Annotated in this window: 21 protein-coding genes and 1 pseudogene; 14 read left to right on the top strand and 8 right to left on the bottom strand. The window is 45.6% G+C overall.

Going from position 1 to position 26,085, the window contains the following annotated elements; translation table 11 throughout:
- Window positions 1-12 precede the first annotated feature (12 nt).
- A pseudogene (locus ACHZCY_RS07800) lies at window positions 13-522 on the top strand (ATP-binding protein); the annotation flags it as partial.
- A gap of 348 nt (window positions 523-870) precedes the next feature.
- Here ACHZCY_RS07800 and ACHZCY_RS07795 read toward each other — a convergent pair.
- The gene (locus tag ACHZCY_RS07795; RefSeq protein ID WP_319548449.1) at window positions 871-1,068 is read right to left on the bottom strand and encodes a hypothetical protein; all 198 of its coding nucleotides are present in this window, start codon (window positions 1,066-1,068) and stop codon (window positions 871-873) included.
- 667 nt (window positions 1,069-1,735) lie between these two features.
- On the opposite strand from ACHZCY_RS07795, the gene ACHZCY_RS07790 reads away from it, so the two are divergent.
- Window positions 1,736-3,127, top strand: coding sequence for an FAD-binding oxidoreductase (locus tag ACHZCY_RS07790; protein WP_319548448.1), 1,392 nt, complete (start codon window positions 1,736-1,738; stop codon window positions 3,125-3,127).
- A 17-nt stretch (window positions 3,128-3,144) separates the two neighbouring features.
- Window positions 3,145-3,807 carry a class I SAM-dependent methyltransferase gene (locus tag ACHZCY_RS07785; protein WP_319548447.1) on the top strand — a complete coding sequence of 221 codons (663 nt, stop codon included), beginning with the start codon at window positions 3,145-3,147 and terminating at the stop codon, window positions 3,805-3,807.
- Window positions 3,808-4,009: 202 nt separating this feature from the next.
- On the opposite strand, the gene ACHZCY_RS07780 is transcribed toward ACHZCY_RS07785, so the two are convergent.
- Entirely contained in the window at window positions 4,010-4,255 is a 246-nt protein-coding gene (locus ACHZCY_RS07780; protein ID WP_319548446.1) for a MarR family winged helix-turn-helix transcriptional regulator, read from the bottom strand.
- Window positions 4,256-4,325: 70 nt separating this feature from the next.
- Here ACHZCY_RS07780 and ACHZCY_RS07775 point away from each other — a divergent pair, with 70 nt between their 5' ends.
- The 6 genes from ACHZCY_RS07775 (at window position 4,326) to ACHZCY_RS07750 (ending at window position 11,269) form a co-directional block, all read left to right on the top strand.
- Complete coding sequence (locus ACHZCY_RS07775; RefSeq protein ID WP_319548445.1) at window positions 4,326-4,751, top strand: urease accessory protein UreH domain-containing protein; 426 nt, start codon at window positions 4,326-4,328, stop codon at window positions 4,749-4,751.
- 244 nt (window positions 4,752-4,995) lie between these two features.
- The gene (locus tag ACHZCY_RS07770) at window positions 4,996-5,361 is read left to right on the top strand and encodes an ArsR/SmtB family transcription factor (protein ID WP_205221619.1); all 366 of its coding nucleotides are present in this window, start codon (window positions 4,996-4,998) and stop codon (window positions 5,359-5,361) included.
- Between the two features lie 93 nt (window positions 5,362-5,454).
- Window positions 5,455-6,627, top strand: coding sequence for an SO_0444 family Cu/Zn efflux transporter (locus ACHZCY_RS07765; protein ID WP_205221617.1), 1,173 nt, complete (start codon window positions 5,455-5,457; stop codon window positions 6,625-6,627).
- A 604-nt stretch (window positions 6,628-7,231) separates the two neighbouring features.
- On the top strand, window positions 7,232-8,995 hold the full coding sequence (locus ACHZCY_RS07760; RefSeq protein ID WP_319548444.1) for a DUF342 domain-containing protein: 1,764 nt from the start codon (window positions 7,232-7,234) through the stop codon (window positions 8,993-8,995).
- Window positions 8,996-9,324: 329 nt separating this feature from the next.
- Complete coding sequence (locus ACHZCY_RS07755; protein WP_319548443.1) at window positions 9,325-9,639, top strand: hypothetical protein; 315 nt, start codon at window positions 9,325-9,327, stop codon at window positions 9,637-9,639.
- A gap of 334 nt (window positions 9,640-9,973) precedes the next feature.
- Entirely contained in the window at window positions 9,974-11,269 is a 1,296-nt protein-coding gene (locus ACHZCY_RS07750; protein WP_205221612.1) for a helix-turn-helix transcriptional regulator, read from the top strand.
- A 248-nt stretch (window positions 11,270-11,517) separates the two neighbouring features.
- On the opposite strand, the gene ACHZCY_RS07745 is transcribed toward ACHZCY_RS07750, so the two are convergent.
- From ACHZCY_RS07745 to ACHZCY_RS07730, 4 genes are all read right to left on the bottom strand, one after another.
- Window positions 11,518-13,158, bottom strand: a complete 1,641-nt coding sequence (locus ACHZCY_RS07745; protein ID WP_319548442.1) for a glutamate synthase-related protein — start codon at window positions 13,156-13,158, stop codon at window positions 11,518-11,520.
- 416 nt (window positions 13,159-13,574) lie between these two features.
- Complete coding sequence (locus ACHZCY_RS07740; RefSeq protein ID WP_205221610.1) at window positions 13,575-14,288, bottom strand: GAF domain-containing protein; 714 nt, start codon at window positions 14,286-14,288, stop codon at window positions 13,575-13,577.
- A gap of 300 nt (window positions 14,289-14,588) precedes the next feature.
- Window positions 14,589-15,869 carry a replication-associated recombination protein A gene (locus tag ACHZCY_RS07735; protein ID WP_205221609.1) on the bottom strand — a complete coding sequence of 427 codons (1,281 nt, stop codon included), beginning with the start codon at window positions 15,867-15,869 and terminating at the stop codon, window positions 14,589-14,591.
- Window positions 15,870-15,937: 68 nt separating this feature from the next.
- Entirely contained in the window at window positions 15,938-16,813 is an 876-nt protein-coding gene (locus ACHZCY_RS07730; protein WP_319548441.1) for a radical SAM protein, read from the bottom strand.
- A gap of 369 nt (window positions 16,814-17,182) precedes the next feature.
- Here ACHZCY_RS07730 and ACHZCY_RS07725 point away from each other — a divergent pair, with 369 nt between their 5' ends.
- Complete coding sequence (locus ACHZCY_RS07725; RefSeq protein WP_205221607.1) at window positions 17,183-17,782, top strand: carbonic anhydrase; 600 nt, start codon at window positions 17,183-17,185, stop codon at window positions 17,780-17,782.
- 487 nt (window positions 17,783-18,269) lie between these two features.
- Window positions 18,270-20,300 carry an AsmA family protein gene (locus ACHZCY_RS07720; protein ID WP_319548440.1) on the top strand — a complete coding sequence of 677 codons (2,031 nt, stop codon included), beginning with the start codon at window positions 18,270-18,272 and terminating at the stop codon, window positions 20,298-20,300.
- 67 nt (window positions 20,301-20,367) lie between these two features.
- On the opposite strand, the gene ACHZCY_RS07715 is transcribed toward ACHZCY_RS07720, so the two are convergent.
- Window positions 20,368-20,943, bottom strand: a complete 576-nt coding sequence (locus tag ACHZCY_RS07715; protein WP_205221605.1) for a flavodoxin family protein — start codon at window positions 20,941-20,943, stop codon at window positions 20,368-20,370.
- Window positions 20,944-21,397: 454 nt separating this feature from the next.
- Window positions 21,398-22,519, bottom strand: coding sequence for a hypothetical protein (locus ACHZCY_RS07710; RefSeq protein ID WP_319548439.1), 1,122 nt, complete (start codon window positions 22,517-22,519; stop codon window positions 21,398-21,400).
- Window positions 22,520-22,777: 258 nt separating this feature from the next.
- Here ACHZCY_RS07710 and ACHZCY_RS07705 point away from each other — a divergent pair, with 258 nt between their 5' ends.
- The 3 genes from ACHZCY_RS07705 (at window position 22,778) to ACHZCY_RS07695 (ending at window position 26,085) form a co-directional block, all read left to right on the top strand.
- Window positions 22,778-23,365 carry a DUF4388 domain-containing protein gene (locus ACHZCY_RS07705; RefSeq protein WP_319548438.1) on the top strand — a complete coding sequence of 196 codons (588 nt, stop codon included), beginning with the start codon at window positions 22,778-22,780 and terminating at the stop codon, window positions 23,363-23,365.
- 216 nt (window positions 23,366-23,581) lie between these two features.
- Entirely contained in the window at window positions 23,582-24,988 is a 1,407-nt protein-coding gene (locus tag ACHZCY_RS07700; RefSeq protein WP_319548437.1) for a pyridoxal phosphate-dependent decarboxylase family protein, read from the top strand.
- Between the two features lie 377 nt (window positions 24,989-25,365).
- Window positions 25,366-26,085, top strand: a complete 720-nt coding sequence (locus ACHZCY_RS07695; protein WP_205221601.1) for a helix-turn-helix domain-containing protein — start codon at window positions 25,366-25,368, stop codon at window positions 26,083-26,085.

Below are 26,085 nucleotides of genomic sequence, written 5' to 3'. Positions count from 1 at the left end.
CGATTAGCCGCTATGATAAACCAGAATTTATATCCCCGTTTTCTTCGTGCTCGTGTTGTAGAAGCCTTGGCTGATACGCCGGTGGTGCTGATCCATGGACCGCGGCAATGCGGAAAGACTACCTTGGCGCGATGGGTCGGGGAAGAAGAAAACTTTGCGTATTACACCTTTGATGATGATGTACAGCGAGCTGCAGCTCAAGCTGATCCTGTCGGCTATGTAGCGGATCTACCAGAGCGGGTAATCCTTGATGAAGTGCAACGGGTACCGGAGTTATTTACCTCTCTAAAAGCGGAAGTGGATAGGAGGCGGGATCCTGGTCGTTTCATCCTGACTGGCTCAGCAAATGTTTTGCTGGTACCCAGGTTAGGAGATTCACTGGCAGGACGTATGGAAATCCTACGGCTACACCCTTTATCTCAAGCAGAACTTGCCGGTGAGGATACCGGTTTCCTGTCATTGCTTTTCAAAGTTTCCTTCAGGGCGGGGCCATCGGGCAAACGTTTGGGTGTGAAACTCGCTTGAAGTCGGTGGTTGCTTAGTGTCCTGGTTTAAAACTTGATGTTTTGCGCCACAGTACAAATATTTTGTAAACCTTTCTACAGTTTGATATTTTGTAATTTTGTTCCAATGCGGCATTGTACGCCGAGTAGTAATAGGGCGAAATAATAGAGGACGTACCACGTTTTCAAACTATTTGGAGGCTATTGGAGTTATCGAGATGAGCCTTTGCTCAAATCGGAGCATGTAGGGCTTTCCCCCTTACTGGTAACCGAGTTAGCTCGCTACCACTTTCCTTTTGCCTGTGCCACTTGCCTCCCTGTATACTGGCATTTTTTCGATATTTCCTGATATTCAGGGCTTTCTGTCCTACTTCTTTAGGATGACCACGTGCTTATTGACGAACTTGAAGTCAAACGCGACTTTACCGACAAGTTCACCTGCCTTCACCATGGCGTTGTTTCCGTCTGAAACGTCCAGGACTCTCACCTCATAGTTTGAAGCGATAAGAATGCCTATGAAAACAAATGCGATGGCGGCTATCGCGTTACGAATAATTTTCACCACTTTTTTCACCGTCTGTTTGTATTGAGATATGTATAACGTCTTTCATTTATTAAACTCATCTGTTTTGGGTAGTTCGTTGTGCGTTTTTTAGCAACAAAATGTAAACAAGCTTTAAGCTCCTGCATTTTCGTGGAGTGTTAAAAAGCCTACTGGTTTTCCATCCTTGAGTGCCAACGGAATGATTTTTCCTGACCACATCAGGCTACGTGCTACTTCCGCCAGGCTTGCCGATAGTTGTCCGATTAAGAGTTCTCCTTGAGTTGACAGTCACCACAACGTGGCATAACGTTTAATTGTGAGGTAATTTTGCTCGCTGATTTAGGCATCAAGCAAAAATAATGTATACACCTTGCTTACCCTTTTGTTTGTTTGCTGTGGGTTGCTGTATCAAGCTTTACATAATTCGTTGTATGCAGCTTGATACAACTTGTAAACAATCAAAATTTCGGCGCAATGTGAACAACTCGTTTTTACTTACAGCCTTGACCTATTAAAAATAACCTTATTGTGAAATGGGGAGGAAAGACCATGGGAGGTACAGGGTAGCCGGTTTGCCACTTAGAATAGTAATCCTGCTATTTTGTCCTGTCACATTTCTTGATTAGGTTAAATGTATATTTCAGTTTTTATGGGGTGCATAGAGTCTGCGTAACATGGAGATAGTGTCATGAAACCTCAAACGATTACAGGCATTGAAGAATTACGAAACAACTTTACCGGTGAGCTCATTGTTCCCGGGGATGCGCGATACGATGATTCCCGAAAAGTTTGGAACGGAATGTTTGATAAATACCCAGCCATTATCGCTCAATGTGCTGATTCAAATGATGTTGTTGAAGCTGTAAAGTTTTCGAGAAAACACAACCTGCTGGTTGCGGTTCGTGGCGGTGGGCATAACTCAGCAGGAAAAGCAACGTGTGACAATGGGATAATAATTGATCTCTCCAATATGCGTACTGTGAGCGTTAATCCGACGAGTAAAACTGTTCGTGTCGGCGGCGGCGCATTACTTGGTGATGTCGATAAGGAAACCCAGCGTTACGGACTGGCTGTGTCGGCTGGAATCGTATCGCATACAGGAGTTGGAGGATTAACGCTTGGCGGGGGATTTGGTTGGTTGAGCAGGAAATATGGATTTTCCATCGATAACCTTCTCTCGGCAGAAGTCGTTACAGCTAGCGGGGAGTTGCTGGTTGCAAGTAAAGATGAAAATACTGATTTATTTTGGGGATTGTGTGGTGGTGGCGGCAACTTTGGCGTTGTGACTTCCTTTGAGTTCCAGTGTGCAGACATAGGTACAGAGGTTTTTGCAGGTATCATTGTGAAAAAATTCATGGATGCCGAGCAATACTTCCGGTTTCATCGGGAATATGTAAGAACCCTCCCAGACGAAATGACCGTTTGGCTGGTCGCCAGAAAAGCACCACCGCTTCCTTTTCTGCCGGAAACAGTTCATGGCAGATTGGTGCTTCTTGTTCCTTTTGTTTGGCTGGGCAGCCAGGCTGAAGGTGAGGAGTTAATTAAACCCATTCAGGATATCACTCCATCACATGGTGAATTTGCAGGTATGACACCATGGGTAGAGTGGCAGGCCGGGTTTGATGGTCTGGTCACACATGGAGCCAGGAACTACTGGAAGTCTCACCATCTGAAAGAGCTTTCCGATGACTGCGTCGGTCGAATACTGTCTTACGCAAAAGGAATGCCGACAGAGGAGTGCGAAATATTCATTCCTCACATGGAAGGTGCTCCCAGTCGGGTTGGTGAAACTCTTACAGCATTTGCCCATCGTGGTACACCTTTTGTCCTTAATATTCATACGCGCTGGCAGAACAGTGCTGATGATGACCTGTGCATGGCCTGGGCAAAAAACTTTCATCAGGCTACAGAACCGTTTTCCCAAGGTGTGTATGTCAATTTTCTTAGCGATGAAGGGGAAGAAAGAGTCAAAGACGCTTACACCGATGAGGTATGGGGCCGACTTGTTGAGATTAAAAATAAATATGATCCTGATAACCTGTTCCGTTTAAACCAAAATATTAAACCATCGGTTGGCTAATTCACAGGTGAGGGGATATGGGACATACAAAAGAAGAAACCCAGGATCTGGCAAGATTGTATGCCAAACAGGGTGATCCCGATGGGTGGTTTGAGGAGTTTTACGCTCGTGCAGGCGGTGATATACAGAAAATTTACTGGGCAGATTTGCAGCCTAATCCGATGTTGCTCACCTGGCTTAAGCAGCAAAGAGGGGGAGCCGGAAAAAAGGCTGTCCTTGTAGGGTGTGGATTAGGTGATGATGCAGAGGTTTTGGCAGGAAATGGATATCACGTCACCGCATTTGATATTTCAAACTCAGCCATCGATATGTGTCGTCACCGGTTCCCTGACAGCTTGGTCGATTATCAGATTGCCGATCTTTTTAACAGGCCGCCTGGTTGGCGCCAGTCATTCGACCTAGTGTATGAATGTAATACAGTTCAGATTTTAACCGGTGCAAATCGTAACCGTGCTATCGAGGCCATAACAGATCTTGTCGCTGTTGGAGGGGAGCTGATTGTTTCTTGCCGTAGTGGACAGAAAAATGAGGTTTCTGGTACATTCCCGGTCCCACTGGACCGCAATGAAATTGACGGATTTATAAGAGCAGGGTTAATTGAGGCGGAATTTATAAGCTATGATGATGACCAGACACCGCCTGTTCCTCATTATTTTGCGGTTTACAGGAGGCAGCTTTAGCCCGGCCTCGTTTTTACATGATAAGTTGAGGCTTCAAATTTTTTTCAATATTTTTTCGAGGATACTGCCCAGTTGATCAATTTCCTCAGGGTCAAGATCAACCGTTAGTTCTTCGGTCATATTGATATGAAACTGATGGTGGTGGGCAAAGTGCTTTTTCCCTTCAGGCGTCAATTCGATAAGATAAGCCTGACGATCCCGTTCATGGGGTTTTCGTACCAGTAGGTCTTTTTTTTTCTAGCCTGTCCACGGCCACGGTCAAGGTTCCTGTGGTCACCCCTAGTTTCTCGGCCAGATCTTTCATTTTGATTGAGCCTGCATGGCCGACGATTTCGATGGTATTGGCCTGGGCCGTGGTTAGTCCACTTTCCCGGACCACAGAGTCTTCCCAGGACGAGAGTTTTTCGTAAAATTCAACAATAATTTCTGATAAACGTCTAAGTTCCATTGCTTGCCTTTGCAGTCCCTATTTAAGTGTTTTTTGTTTTTCGTGTTGACTTGTCTAGCATAGACGATTTTTGCCGGCAATCGAGAAAGGAAAACGAGGAACAAATAACACGATCATCGATATTTTTGGTCCAGAGCTACCACTGCCGGCAATCGCGGGTCGAGCAATTTATAGAGAAAGCAAAGGCAAGAAACATTTTGCCGGTGGGCTTTTTGTTGTTGGATTTGTGAATATGATTGTGCCGTGTCCCACTGTTGCCGTCATGTATGGTTATGCGATCAATTCGGGGAGCATGGTTACAGCGATTGCCGTTTTTGGTGTGTATGCCATTTCCATCGTCTTTGCAGTGGGAGGGGGCATCTATCTCTTGTATACAGCATCAAAGATGATAACTCCCTTGGATCATCATCGATTGGGGCCGATGATTATGCGTCTATCCGGGGTTGTTATCGTCGTCTTCTCCGATTATGGAGTGTTCCACTCAATATATTTGTAGAAAACACAACGTATTGCTTCTGTAAGAGAAGAGAAGAAAGCATTTTTTGCCTGGATGGCACCAACTTGGCTGGTAGGCTTCGGAGTAACTCGCTGAAAGCAAGGGGCTACCCGTTTTCCAGCGGCTATTGGACGAAATTTCTTTGATGGTTGAAAGTGATGACTACCCTTGTCCAAAAAAGGGTGGTGATTACTGTTTGTATATCGTATGAATGTGTGCGCATATGTTTATAGGAAGAGTGGATATGAATGAAGGAGCGGATATGAATGATGCAGTGTGTGATGAGCAAGTGCCCCTTGAGGAAATACGATGGAAAATGCCTCTGGATGTGGAAATGCAGGAACTTGCCAATTTTTTCAAGGTTTTTGGTGAGCTTAGTCGAATAAAAATTCTTTCAATTCTTTTTCACAAGGAACTGTGCGTTTGTGAGTTGGTTGAAATTTTAGCGATGAATCAGTCGGCAATTTCTCATCAGTTACGAGTGCTACGGGCTGCAAAGATCGTGAAATCGAGAAAAGAAGGGAAACATATTTTTTACTCCTTAGATGATGACCATGTAAGGGAATTGCTATGGGACGGTTTGGAACATATTCGGGGTGATTGTGGGTAATCATCAGCATAGGCTTGAAAGTTATATTTCAAGCCCCTGTTCGTATATATATTGCCGAAAGGTAGATGTGGAATTAAATACTAGGAAGACATAATGGAAACTATAACCGGGGCAGCTTTTGAAGTCTTGGCAGCGGTTTGGGATATTTTGCTGGAGTCGTCCCTGTTTGTGTTATTCGGTTTTTTTGTGGCCGGATTGCTCAAGGGGTTTATTCCAGATGATTTCATTCAACGGCATCTGGGGGGGAGTCGAAAACGTAGTATTGTAAAGGCATCATTGTTTGGTATTCCCATACCACTTTGTAGTTGCGGGGTCATTCCTGCTGCTGCTGGCCTGCAGAAGCAGGGAGCAGGAAAAGGGGCGGTTACTTCTTTTATGATTTCCACCCCGGAGACGGGGGTGGATTCAATGGCAGTGACCTACGCATTGTTAGATCCCATCATGACCGTGATGCGGCCGGTAGCAGCCTTTTTTACTGCCACCTGCACCGGTCTGCTGGTCAACCTTTTTGATAGGGATGTTCAGCCGGAATCCGAAGAATCAAAAAAGGCAGCTGTACCTCTGCCTATGGCATCGACATCCTGTTGCTCGCAGGATTGCGGCTGTGAGGATCATGGTACTGAAGAGGCAAGGGCGATAGTTGTCGTGTGGCAGAAGTTTCGTCAGGGGATGTCCTTTGCTTTTGGCAGTCTCCTCAGTGATATTGGACCCTGGTTATTGCTTGGCATCGGCCTTGCGGGCATTATAACCGTGACCCTCTCTCCGGAATTTATTACCTCCTACCTGGGCGACGGCCTGCTCTCCATGGTCATTATGATTGCCTTGGCCACTCCTCTCTATGTGTGTGCCACCGCTTCAACTCCCATTGCTGCGGCCCTTGCCCTCAAGGGGCTTTCTCCTGGGGCCGCCCTGGTTTTTCTTTTGGCCGGACCGGCAACCAATATGGCCACCATCACGGTGGTTGCCAAGTTGTTTGGGAGAAAGGTAGCCATTATCTATGTGGGAAGCATCATGTTTTGCTCGCTTGCCTTAGGCCTGGTTGTCAACTGGATTTATATACACCTTGGATTGGATATTGCGAGCTGGGTGGCTGGTGGCGAACATTCAACCCATGGCCTTGTGGCTACGATTTCCGCTCTGGCGCTGGTGCTGCTCATCGTGTGGCCCTGGTTAATCGGGATCTACAACCGAATATCTGGAGCAGAAGAACATACACACAAGCACCACCACCATGATCATCACCATGACTGTAACTGTAGGCATTGAGTACATGTATTTTCAGCCCGAATTTCTCATGAGTTTTTTGATTTTCGACTTAAATTTTTGATATTTATAGAAAATACAGTAGCGCTAAAAAAAACAGACTGTTTTTTCGTCGATAATCAAAAAAACTCACCCTCCGGGTCAGCGGATTTTTCCGCAGACTCTTTGTTGCATGCCATTTGCGGTAGCTTGCTATCGGAGTCTACGCTTACCTGCTGCGTGTCCTGCGCCTCGATCTGCGAAAAACTTCACTGCTGAGAAATACGGTCTAGGAGGCAAGAATTACCGTTGGTATTCTCCAGGGTCGCATCAAGAGGATTCATGATTATGCGAATCCTGTTTCATAACTATCATTGATATTAGAGGGTATATTGAATGATTCGTTATTAAGTTCGAGGTCAGGTACGCTATGTCTTCGAGGCCTGTGATAAAATTTTATGCATAACGAGGTAAGCGTAAGACTTCGGGAGAGCGGGGGAACAGGCAATTATGCAAAATCGTCTAAAATTGCTACAATACAGTACTGCGGTTACTGACAGATGTGTTGAGATATCAATTGGATGTTTGCGGCAAATTTAACAGAAGTACAAAAAGAGGCTGAATAAAGATGGATTTTGCGCCAACCACAGACTTTGCATTCACCGAGTATATTGAGCCAACTCTCTGTTTTTCGGAAAATAAAATTAAAATTAGTGATACCTATCCCCTGGAAAAACTTCCTGTAACCAAGTTGGTAAAAAGAGATCAGGTGATGCTTGAGTTTAGCGACTCTGGTTTGCCGGAAACCAGTCAGCTTGTGCGAAGAACTGTCACTGCCGGAGAGCATGTCTACCTTTCTGAAGATGGTAAGGAAGTGCTGGCAGGGACAATTGGCTATCCACGTATAGAATTTCGTTCAACAGAGGAAAGTGAAGAAAAAGTGCTGCATGTTTGGGTTGAGCCGTTATTTCGGTTATCCAAAAACAAGATGGAAGCAGCCGTTATAATAAAACCGCTTCTATTTCATTACAATCTTATCTCCAGCGAAGATCTGTATCGATTACTCATCGATGCGGGGATTGTGCATGGAGTCATGTATAAGCAACTGAACCTGGCCAGGGAATACATCCGTACTCAAAACGGTGAACTGGAAAGCATTACCCTGGCAAAAGGGAGAGAACCAACTCCTGGAATCAACGCCCACCTCACATTTCATTTGGAAATCGGACCGATTGCCGGAGAACTGCTTCCCGATGGGAGCATCGACTTCAGGGAACGAAAGATAATGGTTCCGGTTGCTGCTGGCCAAGTCATTGCTACCAAAGTGCCGGCAACAAAAGGCAGACCCGGAATGAGCGTCCTTGGCGAACGAATAGCCCAGAGGCAAGGGAGGGATATTGAAATTGAGACCATTGATCATGCTGTTTATTTGCCTGAAAAACAGCAGGTATTGGCGACCAGTGACGGTGTCCTTTCTGTTGTGAACAACAATGTGATCAAGGTCTGCAGCAAGCTTGAGATTCCCGGAGATATCGATTATTCGACCGGTAACATAGAATCGAGAAACAGTGTTGTTGTTCACGGTTCGGTTCTTCCCGGTTTCCAGGTGAAAACCGGCGGTGATTTAGAAGTGAAGGGAAGTGTCATGTCCACCCAGGTGACCAGCATGGCTAATATTGTCATCAAAGGAGGAATCACCGGAAATGTCAGCACCGTGACAGGGACGGGTGATGTTGACATTCATTTTATCGAACAAGGGCGGATTCGCTGTAACGGCAACTGTGTGATCCGTAAGCAATGCTATTACAGTAAGGTTTATTGCGGTGCAAACATACGGTGTCGGGAACACAGTGCGGTGGTCGGTGGAGAACTGGTTGCTGAAGGGAGTATTACACTGGGGGATGCCGGTGCATCCGGAGCTGACCCGGTTTTTATCGGGGCCGGAGTCAGTGCGGAGAGACTCTTTTATTCGAGAAAACTTTTTCAGCGCCTTAAAGATGATAAACAGTTAATTATGCAGCGCCTCAAACAATTTACCGGTACGGCTAGAACCAAAAAACTCAGGACCCTCAAAGGGAGCCTGGAAGAAATGAAGCTACGCTACCTGCGGATAAATATGATTCCTGGAACCGGTCTATACTCAAGTCCTGTTGAAGGGGCAAAAAGTGGTCAAGGGGTTCAGGACGCAGGAAATAGAAAACAAAATAAAGCGAATGGTCCTGATATAGGAACTCTCACCATTGATGTTCACGGTACGGTCTTTGCCGGAACCATTCTTCAGATAGGCAACCGGTCCCTGACCGTTGAGCAAACCGTAGTCGGGCAACGTTTTCAACTAGATGATTCCGGCAACTACATTGTTGGCGTACCGCTACGAACAAGAAAAGGGTAATAAGCATGCTCGTTTAGCCCTGATCGGTCATCCCATATTCGCTGAACAAGAAACTTTTACAGGAATTTTTTTTTGATCGAATTACGAGAAGTAATGGTGTTGCTGAAAGTGGCCGTGCCTTAGTTTGATGTTTTGGTTAAGTTTAGCTTTATTAATAAATTATTTTTAACTGAAACTAATATTTTGTTTGCAATGTTGAGTTTATTTTTTTAAGCATCCACCATATGAAGTCGTGCGGAAGCGAATTGGTCAGTCGTGTTGCCGGTTAGAAGGTAAAGGGTGAGTGACCATCGTTTTTCAGATGCTAAAAAAAGCTCTATGAGGTCTCTATGTTACAGAAAGGCCAAATTCTCCACGTTCTCACTATTCTTTGGGATAATTTGCAGGAGAGCCATCCCCAACTTGTACCCGCAGAACAAATCGCTGAAAAAATGGATATGGATTTTTCTGCCCTTAAGCCCGTTTTGAAGGTAATGAAAGGCATGGGGGTTATCGAAATCGATCCCGACCTTCACTACACGCTTATTACGCAAAAGGGACTGCGTTGGCTCAGCGAGTATAATCCTATGCAGTCAAGCTGTTATCTTGACTGTATGTCGGAGGGCGGGTTGGTTGAAGAGGCGATTGGTGGAGTCAGTGTGTGATAGGTGTGGGTAACATCTGCATGGTTTGCTGATATTATTTCTCTATTTCAATAGCTATTTCAGAATCCTCTACGTGGTTAGGGGTTTCTGAGTAGTCTTTTGCGCGGTCTTTCATAATTGGGCTAGCCCTTTTTTGAAAAATAAATCGTTGTCTCATGTCCCGCACTAACGCCTGGAAATTCTTTCCCTTTGGCAGCAAATTCTCTTTGTCTTAACCGATATTTCAACAAGCCCGGTTCCTCTGCGTCTTGTTCTCATTTGAGTTTTATGCAACTTTTGCTATGATTCTGTTTGCGAAGTACAACAGTACATTTTTGAAAGACAGGATACCAGTATGATAGAGAGTACGGGAAATGAGCAGCTTGATGGTCTTCTTGGTGGGTTGCGAACAGGGGATAATGTGGTATGGCATGATGAGTCAGGCAGTCTTGCGCCAGATTTTTTCTTTAGTTTTATGCGCTCTTCTTTCCAAGACGGAGCCCATGTTGTGTATGTCAGCTTTGATAGATCTCCCAAAAATCTTCTTTCTGTATTAGGGGACCTGGCAGAAAACAACCGCTTGACGATACTGGACTGTTTCACCCATGGTAAAGGGGGGGGCAGTGAACTTTTTTTAAAATTTTATAAAAAACTGCAAGCTGATACTCCTTTCAAGGTTATCCCTGTCAAGAAACCGGAAAATCCAGATGTTGTGGCTGATACGCTAGGCACGGTATACAGCATGTGTGGCGGAAAGGTGAATTATATTTTTGAAAGCCTGACTGGGATTCAGGATCTGTGGGACTCCGAGGAAAAGACGCTCAAATTTTATACCAGAACCTGCCCTAAGCTGTACGAATTGAATACTATCGCCTATTGGGTGTTGGAGTATAAAGCGCACAGTAGCAGACTTATATCAGGGGTGAGCCAGATCGCTCAGGTCGTGATGGAACTTAGTGTTAAGCGGGGCACCAATTATCTTACCGTTAAAAAGGCGGAAGGCAGGGATCTGAAAGCTCCCAATAAGGCGCATAGTTATCGGATGAGCGACGGAAAGGCAGTTTTTGATCATAAAAGCGGGCAAATGGGGGGTAAGCATGATTTGGGGAAGCGGATTAAATCTTACCGAACCAGTCGAGGCTTGCCGCAAACTGTACTGGCAAAGCACGTTGGGGTGACACCAAGTACCATTTCACAGGTGGAAAGCGGGCAGATTTACCCTTCTATTCCGGCTTTACTCAAGATTAGTCAATTACTTTCTGTTGATATAGCCTCTTTTTTCGGCAGTGAAGAGAGCGAATGTGACCGGATTTTTTACCCGGAATCAGAGGGGGTGGAAATCGCCATCCCAGGTGTGAGTGGCAACGGTGTTACAGTAAAAGAAATTATTCCCCCAAACAGAGAAGAGGGATTTGACCCTTATCTGATAGAGTTTGCGCCAGGCACTGTGCTTAAATCTCATTTTTTCCATCACAAAGGAGATGAGTTCGGTTTTCTTCTTGCCGGTACACTTATGATGGATTGCGGTAATGATGCCGTAAAAGAGGTGGAAGCAGGAACGCTTGTTAATCTGAGCCGGGATATGGCAGCTGGGTGGAGCAACACTTCGGGTGATGTGGCCAGGTTGTTGTGGGTAAAAGTGAAAAAATAGTAAATATTCAGCAGCACCCCACGGAGTCTGCGCTTACCTCCCTCCACGATCTGCTCGGCCGGCATATCGATGCATCGAAGTCGGGGCTTATCTGCTTAATAGTTCAGCTTGTGAACATTTTGAGCACTGCTGAACAGTTGCAGTTCGTGGTAGATTGACAGTTTTTAGATATTTGCTGAATAGTTACATGAAAATTTTCGAGCAGGCTTTTACAGCCTGCCCGAAGGTTGGATCGGTCTGAATGTCTTTTAGAGGGTATTGAGAATTTTTAAGGCGGATTCGTTGTTGACTTCAGTCATGTATGGGATCCCTGTTTCACGAGCGGTTTCTCTGTTACCGGAAATAATATCATCACGTGTTATTTCATTTAAACTAAACTTTCTCGCTCCCGCCATAAGCTGCTGGAGCCCACAGCCAATCTTGTCGGCCATGGTCCAGAATGCGATCGCGCCATAAGGAATGTTCTTCATTTCGTCTTTACCGACCAGTTTTTCAACATCGTGGTAACAGGCAAAAATTTCTTCTGCAGAAGAGCCGATGTTGGTGACTGTCTTGGGTAGTTTGTCCCAGTTGCCATAGACCGCAGATTTTCGTTCCGGTCTGAGGACACCCTCGATATTAGAGCCAAGGAAACCAGGGATCATAATGCCGCGACCCATGCAAATCAGCTTGGCATATGGTGCTCCAAGAGCAAGGCCCTTAAAGATGCTGTCTTCATAGGAAAAACCGCCTGCAAAAGAAAGATCTACCACTTTTTTCCCTTTGGCAGCCAGTATGGATGCATATTCATATGCCTTTGAATGTAGATTGACTGAAGGAATCCCCCAGCTTTGCATCATATTCCAGGGGCTCATTCCTGTTCCCCCTCCTGCGCCATCAATGGTCAACAGGTCGAGCTTGGCATCGGTGGCGAATTTGATGGCCATGGCCAGTTCTTCCATCCCGTACGAGCCTGTTTTTAAGGAAATTCTTTTGAAGCCAAGACTCCTTAAGTAGTCGACGCTTTTCATGAAGTCTTCTTTCACGTCATCTACGTTCGCAAGATCGGTTCCACCAAGACGGGAGTGGCGGGCAAAGGACTTGATAGCTCCGGCCTTGTATGCTTCTTCTACTTCAGGAAGCAGAGGGTTGGGGTCGACAACATAGCCCCTTTTTTTCAAAAATTTCGCATAATCAAGGCTTTTGACCTGGATTTCCCCGCCGATATCTTTAGCGCCTTGGCCCCATTTCAACTCGATGATGCATTTGTCGCCATATTTTTCCGCGACATATTCGGCAACACCGTTTCTGGTGTCCTCAACGTTCAATTGGATAATTATGGCGCCATAGCCGTTGTAGTACCTGAGATATGTCTCGATTCTACGATCCAGTTCCGGGGCTTTGGTGATCTTGCCATTGCTTATTTCGGACTGCTTGTCGACTCCAACAACATTTTCTCCAACAACGACGGGAACACCAACCAGGGAGCAGCCAATAGCAAAAGAGTCCCAGTAATGGGCGGCAATAAAGGTGGAGCCGAGCGCTCCAGTCATAAGAGGGATTTTACATTTGGTTTTAATCTCGTTACCGAATTCGGTTTCAAGATTAACATTTGGAAAGATGCAGTTGTCCGCGTCTACGGGCAGATCTTTATGGAGTCCTTTTGAGCCATACGCATATCCCTGGATGCGAAGGGAGTTGTAAGAAACGCCGACATGCCTGGTATTGTTGGCCCCGGCGGTAACTAAACCAAAATCTCTTGGGTAAAGAAGTTTTCTGCCGAGCATGCTGGACAGCCAGGTTTCGCATTTGCCCTGACAATCTGCTCTGCAAAGGGTGCAAAGTCCTGACTCAGCTGAATTGCCACGATTTACGGTTCCGAGGACGTCATTAGCTTTTGAAAAACGCATCTACCTGCTACTCCTTGTTGTTTATGATCCAAAGTGGGAAGAAGGGCACCAGGATAACAAGCAGTCGCACAAAAAAAAACACGGGTGCCCTCTCGTTATCCGAATAGAGACACCCTTGTCGCTACAACTATATATTAAGCATACGCCATTGTACGCTTGTGAACTTATCAGTTCAAATAAATTGTTGCGGCCTATTATTAGCGAAACTGAAAATTTGTCAAGGTTTTTTTTGATAATAGTAAAGTGAAACGCAGGTTTTGTTGTTAGGTATCAGATCTGTTGAGACGTGAGGCTATTGGGAAGGACGAATTCATTACCAAAAACTTTGAACCCGGCACTGCCTGAACTGATGAGAAATCTGGGTTATTCAAGATGCCCTTGATTTGAGTGAGATACAAGGTGGGGGTATTTTTCCTCTATTCGGATAATTCTTCCGATAAAATAATAGCCTCTGCAATTTCACTCATGGAACGTCTTGTATCCATGCTTTTCTTTTGAATCCAGCGGAAGGATTCGTCTGCACTGATTTTACGACGGGCAATTATAATTTCTTTGGCTTTCTCAACTAGTTTTCGAGTTCGTAACTGTTCGCGAATATTACGGGCATCCATTGCAAGTTTAGTGTTGTGGATAGCCAGGGCTGCCTGATTGGCTACGGTGGCGATTAGATTGATTTCTGATTTGGGAAAATCATGAGGTTTGTCGGTAAAACAGTTGAGTACACCGATTACATCATCTCCTACTTTGAGCGGTACTCCGGCCATGGCTACCAGACCTAATTTCTGGGCCATCTCCTTTTCTTTGAACAGGGAATACTCTTTAACATCTTTTATAATTAATGGGCGTTGCTGGGTTGCTACCATGCCGACAACCCCTTCATTCAAGTGCAGTATCCTGTCTTTGACGTATACCTGATCTATAGCCTGGGTTGTTTTTAATCTGATGATTTTTTCCCCATTTTGTTCATCGAGCAGCCAAAGAGAGCAAATTTCCACCCCTGTGACTCGGGCAGTAACCAAGACTATCAACTTGAGGACATCGTCAAGGTAGTGATCAGAAATCACCGCTTGGCTGATTTCCATAAGAGCTTTGAAGTAATTTTCGTATAATTCTGAGGAAGTATCCTGCATTCGTATATCCTGAAAAGGTCGTTGAAATTATAGTCGACGCAAAACTGCGTGGTATTATAAGCGAGAAGATGAGTGCTTGTTTACCTGCTGATATACATGAAAATGGGTAAAAGCGTGGCTCCATTGTTCCAGGGAGAGCGGTACTGAGAAAAACATTCTAAAATCAAATAATTATAACATGTATTTGTTTTTGTGCGCAACTTATTAAATTGAGCCTAGAGAAGAGGGGGTGCACGCTTTACCCTTGCCGCTGATCAGTAAAAAGAGCGTTCGCTGTTGCAGGGGTGCAGGCGTTATTTATTATCGATACTTTCTTTTCCACCAGTAGCTTAATCGTTCCATGATAGTCACCTCTGCCGGGGTAGTCTGTGGTTGGTAGATGCGATGTTGGCGGATGCTGTCCGGCAGGTACTGTTGATTGACAAAATTTCCGGGGAAGTCATGGGGATATTGATACCCTTTTTTATAGCCCATTTCCTGCATTAACTGGGTGGGGGCATTTCGCAGATGCATGGGGACCGGGAGATTACCGGTTTCGCGCACCAGGGCCTGGGCTTTGCCTATGGCAAGATAGGCTGCATTGCTTTTGGGAGAGGACGCTAGATAGAGAGCGGTTTCGGAAAGTATTATCCTCGATTCCGGCATCCCTACCTGTGTCACTGCCTGAAAGCAGGAAGTGGCTAAAAGCAGGGCATTGGGGTTGGCCAGGCCAATATCCTCGCTGGCCGATATGACCAACCTTCGAGCAATGAATTTTGGATCTTCACCACCTTCGATCATTCGTGCAAGCCAGTAGACGGCTGCGTCGGGATCACTGCCCCGGATCGATTTAATCAGTGCTGAGGCTATATCATAGTGCTGTTCGCCATCTTTATCATAAAGAGAGGGGTTTTCCTGCAGTTCGCGCAGCACCATCTCGTTTGTAATACTTATTTCTTCTTCCTGCTGAGCATTGATAACCAGCTCGAGCATGTTCAATAGTTTACGTGCATCGCCGCCTGCAAATTTGAGCAATGCGTCTTTTTCCTGAAAGGAAATGCTTTTTGTCTTTAAGGCCGTGTCGGTTGCGACCGCATAGTCAAGCAGATCCTCCAGATCCTTATGCTCTAAGGGGTTGAGGACGTATACCTGGCACCTGGAGAGGAGCGGAGAAATAATTTCAAACGATGGATTCTCAGTGGTTGCACCAATCAGGACAACTGTCCCCATCTCCACAGCACCGAGCAAAGAATCCTGCTGAGATTTGCTGAAGCGATGAATTTCGTCGATAAAAAGAATTGGGCTCGGCGTGTAAAAGACTTTCTGTTTTTCTGCTTTGGCAATAACAGCACGTACGTCCTTAACTCCTGAACTCACAGCGGAAAGAGTATGGAAATGGCGGTTTAACTGTTTGGCAATGATTTTTGCCAAGGTGGTTTTTCCTACACCGGGTGGGCCCCACAATATAAAAGAAGAAATGTTTTCCGAATCAAGCATCTTGCGGAGAATGCCTTTGTTGCCGACCAGGTGATTTTGTCCCCGGTATTGATCAAGTGTTTCAGGGCGGATTCTCTCGGCTAAGGGTTGGGTGGTGTGTATCATTCCAAGGTCGTTTGGTAAAGTCTATTGATTGGGAGGCGAATATATAGAAATGGGCGGCAGTGTATCGATTACTGATTGCCGATATACACCGGCCGAAACGTTGTTTCAGCTCTCTGCAGGGCCTGATCGATTTGATTGATGAGCAAGGGTTTTGCAGAGGGGAGTTTTCCCTCAAGATTGATATAATTGGTGTAGTGATCACTGGTGAGCAGAGATGACGCGTTTAATTGTTCAAGCATTTTTTTTGTCTCCAGCAGTACCTCATGCGGACCGAGCATTGAGAATTTGTGGTTAAGGATATCCTCCAGTAGCGGTGTGTCTTTTTTGGGAAGAAAGGTTCGCAGGCGGATAAAAGTAGGCTCAATAGCATCGAGTACCTTGGCGGTTGCTGCCGCATGTTGCATGGTTCGTTCTTTGCCGCCGATTCCGAGCATGGCGTAAAGGCTCAGTTCCATGCCGGCTCTCATAACCCACTGTCCTGCCTCAATTTGCTGGGTGCTGTTGGTGCCTTTACAGATGCGGCGTAGAATTTCGTCATCACCGGATTCGAGGCCAACATGAATTCGCGTTAGCCCGGCATGTACTAATTGCTGTAACTCCTCCAGTCCTTTTGCGTGAATATACTGAAACGAGCCATAAACAGTTATTCTTTCCAACTTGGGGAAGAGTTGGTAGGCATGCTCGCATATTGTACAGAGGTCTTTGGTTTTCATGGCAATGGTGTTGCCTGCCGGGAAAAAAAGAGTGGACACTTTAGCTCCATACTCCTGCGCTGCTTGTTCCATGTCTTTGCAGATTGCCGCTACCGGCAGCACTTTGAACGGCGGACCGTTTTTGTACACCATGCAAAAAGTACATTTATTGTGCGGGCAACCGACAGTAGCTTGGATCAGTAACGAGTCTGCTTCACTTGGTGGTCTATAGATGGGGCCTTCGTAGTGCATGATCAGTGGAGGAGCTATTAATAAAATTTTGAAATGAAATGTACAAAATGTACATTCAGGAGTAATAAGCCATTTTAAGGGTACCTTGGAAAAAGTTTTTTTGCCATGCTGAGCATTAATGCCTACCAGGCCGTGGTTAAAAAAATGGCTCTCCTGAAGTTGAGGATCTGGCTATAGACATAAAAAATAAGGAGATAATCTAAAAATAGCGATTTATATGAAGTCATTTTGCGCTGGTATTTATTTTTCTTACATCATTCATCTATTTTTCTTATTCTTTTTCTTTTGTTTAAGGACCACATTGTGTATATAGTATGAGCCAATATAGCACAACTTTAACTGATACTGTTATGCAAGAGAGGTGTACTGATGGAGCAAATTGTAACCACACGACCCACGGCAGACGAAGCCCTGAGTCTGCTTTTAGAAGGAAACAAGAGATTTATTTCCTGTTCGTTGGAGCACCCCAATCATTGCGAGGAATCAAGGGGAAGATTAGTGGAAGGTCAGGAGCCAATCGCTTGTATCCTGACCTGTGCGGATTCCCGTGTTCCTCCGGTTGATATTTTTGATCAGGGGCTTGGAGATGTCTTTGTGTTGCGCGTTGCAGGTAACATCGTCAATGATCAAATCCTTGGAAGCATTGAGTATGCAGTAAAGCATCTTCACTGTCCTTTGGTGATGGTACTTGGCCATACCAGTTGCGGAGCTGTGGGGGCAGTGGCAGGGGGTACCCGTTTAGGCGGGCATATCGCCAGTTTGACACCACCCATTGATGCTGCAATAAAAAACGTTCAAGGAAAAGATGGCAATTTAGTGAACAATGCCTCTATGGAATTGGCGAAAAATATGGCGACTAAGATTGAGCAGTCAGAACCATATGTTGCCGATTTGGTAAAGGATGGTAAGGTGAAAGTTGTGGCAAGTTTTTATAATTTGGAAACCGGAGAGGTGTCCATGCTCGATTAGAACCAGCCAATTTCTTCTTTTTTTTCAAACGCAGCATAGGCGAATTTGTATTGTCGCTTTTGCTGCGTTTTTTGTTTTATATCTCGTAACTGGTCTGCAAGCACCCCAACTCTCAACTATCTGCCCACCCAGCATACCAATGTATCGAAGTCAGGGCTTATTCCCTCAATCAGTCAGTTTGTGAGCATTTGGAGCACTGCTGAGCAGTTACAGTTCGAGGCAAATCGACAATTTTAAGTCTTCGCTGAACAGTAACTACGTCTCTTGTATCTCGAAAATAGTGGTGCCGCTAGCCTTGCTTTTGTTTAAGGTTCTTTGTCATTGTCGGCTGTATCCCCGGCAGTGTAAAAGTTGATTTAGTTCTTTATGGCCTTGATATCTTGTTATATTTAAGAGTATTCTTTTTGTGTGGGGTAGTGAGGTGAGTGCAGCTACCTCAAACAGAAAGAGCGGATTGTTGACATAATACACAGGCTAGGGGGGAGTGATGAAGACTTTTTTTCGTTGGCTGGTAAAGGGTTTTTTGGTGGTGGTTGTATGTCTTGTTCTGCTTATCGGTGCGGTAACTTTCTTTAAAATTCCGATTAACCTGACTTCTTACAAAGATCCTGTCGAAAGCATTATCAGCAACGCCCTGCATCGACCGGTCATTATAGACGGTTCCATTGTTATCTCTACTTCTCTGCAACCTGTTTTTACTCTCAAGGGGCTGCAAATTCAAAACCCAGCAGGTTTTAGCCAAGAGAAATTTCTTTCTCTGGATCAGGCCAGAGTACAGATAGCTCTCCTGCCTCTTTTGCAAAAAAAACTGCATATCCCCGAAATTAATGTTCAGCAATTAATCGTCACTCTTGAAGAAAATAAAAACGGCGCTGTTAACTGGACATTTACTGGAGATGACAGTGCAGAGGAGAAGTCGCCTGTTGCAAAGCGACCACCTGAAAAAAGCAAAGAAGGTGCGCAAAAACTTGAATTGACCGATGATTCGATTGTGGTGGAGAAGCTTCGGTTTGATAATATTATCGTCACCCACTACACGCCTGGGACCAAAGAACCTGCAACGTTCGAGCTGAAAGAATGTACTGGTTCCATGATGCCTGGTTCTCCTCTACAGCTTGATATGGCCGGGGAGTTACTCACCTTCCCTTATTCATTGAACGTTTCTGTTGCCTCCATTGAGGAGTTTCTCACCAGTAGCAGTACTTGGATGGAGATTCAAGCAGAGGTTGCCGATACTCTGCTTGGTTTCGTGGGTAAGGTAGACCTTGTACCGGCCCAAAGAGCACTGGCCCTGAAGGTCAATATTGAGGGCGAAAATTTAAAAAGTCTTGACCAGCTTTTGCAGGTCGATTTGCCGCCGCTGGCTAAATATAGTGTTGAAACTGACCTAACATTGCAAAAAGAACGGTTTGATTTGAAAAATTTAGCTGTTTCTACTGGGAGCAGCAGCCTTGTTGGGACGGCAACCCTTGTCAGAGAAAAAAAGGTTACTGCTGAGGTTGACTTTCATTCACCATTGATTCAGCTTGATGATTTTGTGTTTGATGACTGGTCGTGGAGAGGCGAAAAGGTCTCGCAAGAAAAAGAGCAAGGGGAGGATACGGAGGAGAAAACCGTAGCAAAAGAAAAGACAGGAAAAGAAGTACGAAATCTGCTTGATCCGGATTTGCTTGATGATTTTGATATTGGCCTGACCGTTCGTGCCGACCAGGTCCTGTCTGGGGAAGATCAGTTGGGTAGTGGTTCCTTGAAGGCGGTTTTACGCGACGGGCGGATGGCAATTGAACCTCTTGCATTACAAATTCCGGGGGGTGAGATAACGATGTCCACATCTCTTAAGCCGGGCCAAGAGGCAGCAGATGCTACTTTTCGAGCTGTAGTTCATAATTTTGATATTGGCATCTATGTACGTCGGCAGAAGCCGGAGTCGAAAATGTCGGGGTTGGTTAATCTCGATGTGGACCTTTACTCTTCTGCAAGTACTGTTAATCAGATTTTTGCCAACGGAAACGGCTATTTTGATTTTTCAGGACATCTAGATAATCTTGGTGCCGGAATTATTGATCTGTGGGCGGTGAATTTGATCGCAGCTATTGTATCAAGTACTGAGGAGGAGCAATCTGAAGTGAATTGTGCCGTCGGCAGATGGAAGGTGGAGGATGGACTGTTGACCCCCGATGTTTTTTTCATTGATACGAGTAAAATACGTATCTGTGGCAAAGGGCAGGTCGATTTCAGAAAAAATACAGTGAACTTAACGGTTTCACCAACACCAAAGAAGCCGGAATTTTTTAATCTTGCAACACCATTAAAGATAAGTGGCAGCTTTGATGATATTAACTTCGGGCTTCGGAAAGGAGCATTGGTAGGAACTGCTGCAAGGTTTATTGCCAGCCCGTTGGTTGTCCCGATTGAACGGGTCTTTTCCGATCAGATCCCCGAAGATGGCAGCGATGCCTGCGGGCTGCCCCTGGGGCCTGACAATCGGTCTGAAATATATGTGAAGGGGTGCGACTGAACTCTTCAACCGGGTGTGTAGGCTGCTATTGTTGGCTTATGTTCTTGCAAGCAATAACGACTGATTATTACAATATCAGTTCTCTGGCGAGCTGTTCGGCCTGCAGGGCATAACTGCTTATATCTGTATTGGGCATCATGTCCAGGTCAGCCGCCATGATCGTTTTTACAGAGAAACCGTAGAGCTTAAGATACATGCTATATCTCTTCAGCACGTCTTCGTGGGCGATACGGGCATCAACCTGGGAGAGGATGAGCAGTGCTGTCTTCCCCTTGGGAAGGCGGCTGGCATCGGTAGGGTCTGAAATATATTCAGGCCGTATGAGCGACCACATTCGATCATAAAATGATTTGAACTGACCGGAGGTGTCCCCAAAATAAATAGGGGAAGAGAATAATGTGATATCTGCCGTGAACAGATCTTCTAAAATCTGGGTCGCATCGTCGCGGAGAATGCATTTGTCCGAACGTGTATGGCACCCTTCACAGCCTTGACAACCCCTATATTGCATGCCGTTAAGATAATAGTTTTTAACAACAGCGCCACGACGTTCCGCAGTTTCAGTGAATGCCCTGGCAATACGAGCAGTGGTGCCGTTTTTTCTCGGACTACCAAGAATGTTTATAATTTCCAATGGTTTCATCGTGTTCTAATGGTCTGGGCAAGTATCTGTTAGGGCTATCTTGAAAAATTGCTCATTCATCCAACTTCTTTGCTATACCCAAAATTTTATCCTCAGAGGTAAACGCAGGCTCCGATATCAACTCTATGCCTGTGGTAAAATTTTAGATGCGCCTCGAAGTTGAACGAATTTTCTATTTTTTCAAGCCACCCTTAAGTAGTGGGTTAGGGTAATTTGCAAAGATCTTTAGCATATTTTTACGAAATTATCCCTGATAATTAACACCTCCAATAAAACCTGTTTTTATTCAGCGGTTTTCATAAATGGTCGGTATCTTGCTTTATCGACCCCATACCCACTGTAAAATATTGTGCATGCCTCGGATTATAGCGCTTGCCTGTTCTCAACGTAATATTCTCAATTTCGGGCTATCGGGCTAGGCACAGACAATGGTAAAGAAATGGAGCAGGGTTGGTTATTTCTGCCACGTGTGATCAGTGATGGTGTTAGCATGCCGAAACCGTGGTTGGCAGAGGGCGAGGTGGCTCTTTTTGGCAGCAACAAGACTTCTGCTGCCCCGCATCAGTTGCAGCGTTGAAAGTACTTCCTCAATGGTGCGTGGTGATGAATTGAGGCAATCGATTAGAAAAATTGGTAGCCGGCCAAATAAAATTTGGTGCAATGCCGCGAGGCTCTGCACCAGGTGAGGCAGCGATAAGGAACCATCCATGAGCGAAATCGTTTGCCCCTGAAGAGCAATGCTCGCCGGGGAGGAAAGAGGGGAGAACATACTTTGTATCAGTTGGTTGAGTTCTTCCTGCGTAGGGTTGGATCGAAGAACGGTATTGTTGTTCAATAAATCGGTGAACAAGGTAAGCGGGAGACGGGTATTTCCATCGACTTGGTCGACGAGGTGAATAAACAAGGGTACTTGTGGATAAATTGCTTTTTTGGCAAGGATAAATCGTTGAGAACGCTGGGCCGTATGGAGCAAGCCGGTATACATCTCTTTTTGGGCAGGGCCTATCACGGGTGAAAGGGCTGTCAGTTGATCAATAAGAGTTTGATCTAATCCACGGTGCAGACGGTCTGTGCCTTTTCGTAGAGCAGTCATCTCTTTGAGCGGCTGGAGGATTTTTGACGGACATTGTTTTGTTAGGTCGTCAAGCAGTTGCCGTAGCGGCTGATCGATTTCGCTCCATCTGGCTGAGCTTGACAGTTCAACAAAATTCATCCAACGGCTGAGATCAATGCGGCGTCCCACTTCAATTCGATCGAGTTCGTACAGCGCGTCATCCAGGGAAGCAATGTCTCTTACTAGAGTGTTGTCTGCTGAAAAAATTGCAAATGCAGCTGTCTTTTTTTTGGGTATAACTCGTTTAGTGTAGCCATTTTGACTCACACTTTGCCTCATGTTTGTTGTGAGCGGCCGTAGGTGGGCGGAAGACGGAGGTTGTATGGTTTGCAGGAGCTCAAACACTGCCTGCACCGCTTTTGGGTCCTCGCCGGCAAGAATATTCACGCCATCTTTGACCTGTATCCAGTGTGTGTCTGCAAGCACTTTATGCGCTCGAATTCGAAATTGGAGCAGTTCCATAGTTTACCGATGGCAAAAAGATTAATATAAGTAGTTGGAAATGATAGACACGAAGTGGCATTTGTGCCACTGTGGCGGCAATACTTTGTTTCGTTGCCAGGGAGTTTCATGTTGGCAAGAGAAAAAACTTGACATCTTTTCCTTGGATGAGAGACTGTACATAGGAGGCTGTTTGCGAATATTATTTTCCGATAGGCTCTCCTGGAACATAAGCTTTTTCGTATCCCTTTAACTCCATTTTGTCATATGAAATCCGTCTTGCAGACACTTTTCAGATCAAAAGTGCAGCCTCTGGTTGAAGATGTCCCGCCTCAAGAGGAAGGGCAATGGAGAAAAAAGCCCCGTAAGGCAAGTAAAGTCGCCCTGCAGGGCGATATCGCATCGATTTCCATTGATGACATTTTTCAACTTTTTAGTCATGCAGGGCTTACCGGAGAACTCGAAGTCCTCACCACGGGGAACAGTGGATGCTTTTTTTTCACCAAGGGGGTCTTGGTCTTCGGCATGCTTGAAACCAGTCAGAAAAAGATCGGTGAGATTTTGCTGGCGGAACAGCAGATTACCTCCCAACAGTTGGAGGAGTGCCTCGCCATCCACCGAGAAGGTGATCGAGAGCAGCGACTTGGGCATATTTTAATCCAACAAGGCTATATCCATCCAGACAACCTGACGTATTCTCTTGGGCGACAGATAAAGGATGCCTTTTTCGAGGCTCTTTCCTGGAAAGAGGGTAACTTTCTGTTTTATGTCGATCAGGCCCCTGAGGAAGACCGATTGTTAGTTAATGAGCGCATAGATCATCTGCTTTTGGAAGGTATGGTTTATATTGACGACAACAACTCTTGAGTGCTTCTTGTCATTTTTGTTCCCTCCCATTCTTGCCTTTTTTTTACTTATTTTTTAGAACGCTTACTTACTGTTCGATAATACCGTTTCACTGTAGTATAGGGCAGTAGCACCAGAGCGTTATTCACACGAAATTAGCAATGTATAATTCTGCCTCACCCTGACTGCACCGGCAGGGAGTGGGTCTCTGCCTATAGGGAGCGTTCAGTATTAATCATGGATTCTGAAAACGTATTTCAACACCTTCTCCAGATCATCGAGCGGTATCATGAAAATCTTACCCAGGGCCGGTATGTAGCCTATCACGAACCCGAGGCGCTCTACAATCTACTGCAGCTGGATGAGCAGACGGAAGGAGATTGGAACAAGCTCTTCGAGTGGGTGGAAAAATATCTGACCTATGCGGTGAAAACAGGCAATCCTGCCTATGTTAACCGGATGTGGGCAGGAGCGAATCTCCCTTCCATCATCGGCGAAATAGTGACTGCGGTTTCCAATACCTCTGCATGCACCTTTGAGACCGCTCCGGTATCTACGTTGATGGAGCAGTACATGCTGCGGGAAATGCTTGCTCTTGTCCGGTTTGAAGATGGGGTCGGCCAGATGACGACAGGCTCCAGCAATGCGAATATGATTGTCATGATGGCTGCTCGCAATGTCGCTTGTGAAAAGGGTAAGTCTTGTGGGTTGTTCGGTCAGTCAAGACTTTGTGCTTTTGTTAACAGAGATGCCCATTATTCCATGGATCGGGCTGCAGCGATTTTAGGGATAGGAACGGATAACCTGATCAAGATCGCAACCGATAGCCATGGCAGAATGGACCTTGTGGACCTGGAGCAACAGATTGTACGGGTAAAGGAGGAAGGCGCGATTCCATTTTTTGTGGCAGCAACGGCTGGGACAACGGTTCGTGGAGCATATGATGCGATTGAACCAATGCTGGCATTACGTGAGCAGTATGGTTTTTGGCTGCATGTGGATGGTGCCTGGGGTGGTGCGGCAATTTTGAGCGATACGCTGCGATCACGATATTTATCGCATGTGGAGGACGCGGATTCTTTTACCCTGGATTTTCACAAAATGCTCGGGACAGCCCTTATGTGTAACGTGGTGCTGTTTAACAAGCGGCCATCTATTCTTCAGCAAATATGCAGTGCTGGTGATGAGAGTTACATCTTTCGTAAGGGCGTTGGGGGAGAGTTGCGGGATCTCGGGAGTCAGTCGCTGCAATGCGGCAGAAAGGTAGATGCTTTAAAGTGGTTTCTTGATTGGAAATTTTATGGGCGTAAAGGGCTGGCTGAGCGAGTTGAAGAGTATCTGCAACTTTGTATGTATGCCGAGGAACGTATACACGCTGAGGCGGAGTTGGAGATGGTCGTCCCTAGGGAATCCTTTAATGTTTGTTTTCGCTACAAAGCTCCACCGGGTGAGTCCGCAGGCGATTTTAATATTAGACTGCGCAACCGTATGCAGCAAAAAGAACGGGGATTGGTAGGTACTGGTTATGTGGATGGCCAACTGGCTCTTAGGTTGTTAGTCACAAATTTTAATGTGGGTAAGCCTGAGCTTGATACGTTTTTTGAAAATATTCTTTTGACCGGGCTCGAGATAATAGAGGCATAATAACCATGACATCATGGAAATAAGGCAGCGTAAGCTCGCCTTTGGTGAACATTTTGTTGAGTGTATATCTCGTAACTATAATTAGATGGAGTTGTAAATTTTCACAATGTTCACCAAATGTCAGTCCATGTCCATGCGGTACCATTTTCTTCAGTATTTTGGCAGTAAAAGGTAAGCGTAGACTCCGATAGTCTACTATAATTCACTCCCAAAAACTTTGAACCCGGCACTGCCTGAACTGATGAGAAATCCGGGCTAACTCATTGTTTTATAACTTTTTCGGCAAGATAAGATTGCAGGATGCCCTTTTCTACGTTTTATTAGCTTATCAGCTACTGGGCGTACCAAGAATTTGAGTGGAAAAGAGGTGGGTATTAATGAGTGATAGTGATTTCCAGGTAACACAGAAGCAGGCTGCCGAATATCTCAATGTCTCTACCAAAACCATCAGCAGGTATCGAAAAAAAGGATTACCTTATAAGATGATATTGAACCCTGTCACAGGGAAGCAGGAGGTTCGATTTCGTGAGGAAGATCTGCGGCGATGGCATGATGGCCGAAATTTGCTGGCAACGTATGGACAGGAAGGCAACGCTGGAAAACAGGGTGCGCAGCAGGCCACCGTTTCGACACCAACAAGTGCTGTCTCAGGTTCACACCAGGCGGCAACCAACGATTATCTGGCAGAACTGCTTGAAGTGTACAAAGAGCAAATTCAACTCCTGCGTGAACAGCTGGAAGATATGCGGGGCCAGCTAGCACGGCGGGATCGTCAAATTGACGACCTGATGCGTTTGATGGTCGGGTTGCAGCTTGAGTATAATCCGGAACCTGCCGAAAATATGCAGCAGGTTGAGCTGGGAACTGATAACAGGACCGTTGATGTCGATGGTGATAAAAAAATATTCAGCAAAGAAGAGTTGTCCGAGTCTGTGCTCAGGCTCCGTCAGCGTGGCAAGAGTTACGCCGAAATTGCCCGGGGCCTGAATCATATTAATGCGGCAACTCTTTCAGGTACCCCTCTTTGGAGTGCTGCCGAGGTACAGAGCCTTTTACCCTCACTGGTCGATAATAATCATGGGGTGATTGAACTTTAA

It is taken from the genome of Desulfogranum marinum (genome assembly GCF_963675105.2).
In the GTDB taxonomy this organism is placed as follows: domain Bacteria; phylum Desulfobacterota; class Desulfobulbia; order Desulfobulbales; family Desulfobulbaceae; genus Desulfogranum; species Desulfogranum marinum.
Note: the sequence above shows the minus strand (reverse complement) of the source record. Positions and strands in the feature narration are given on the sequence as shown.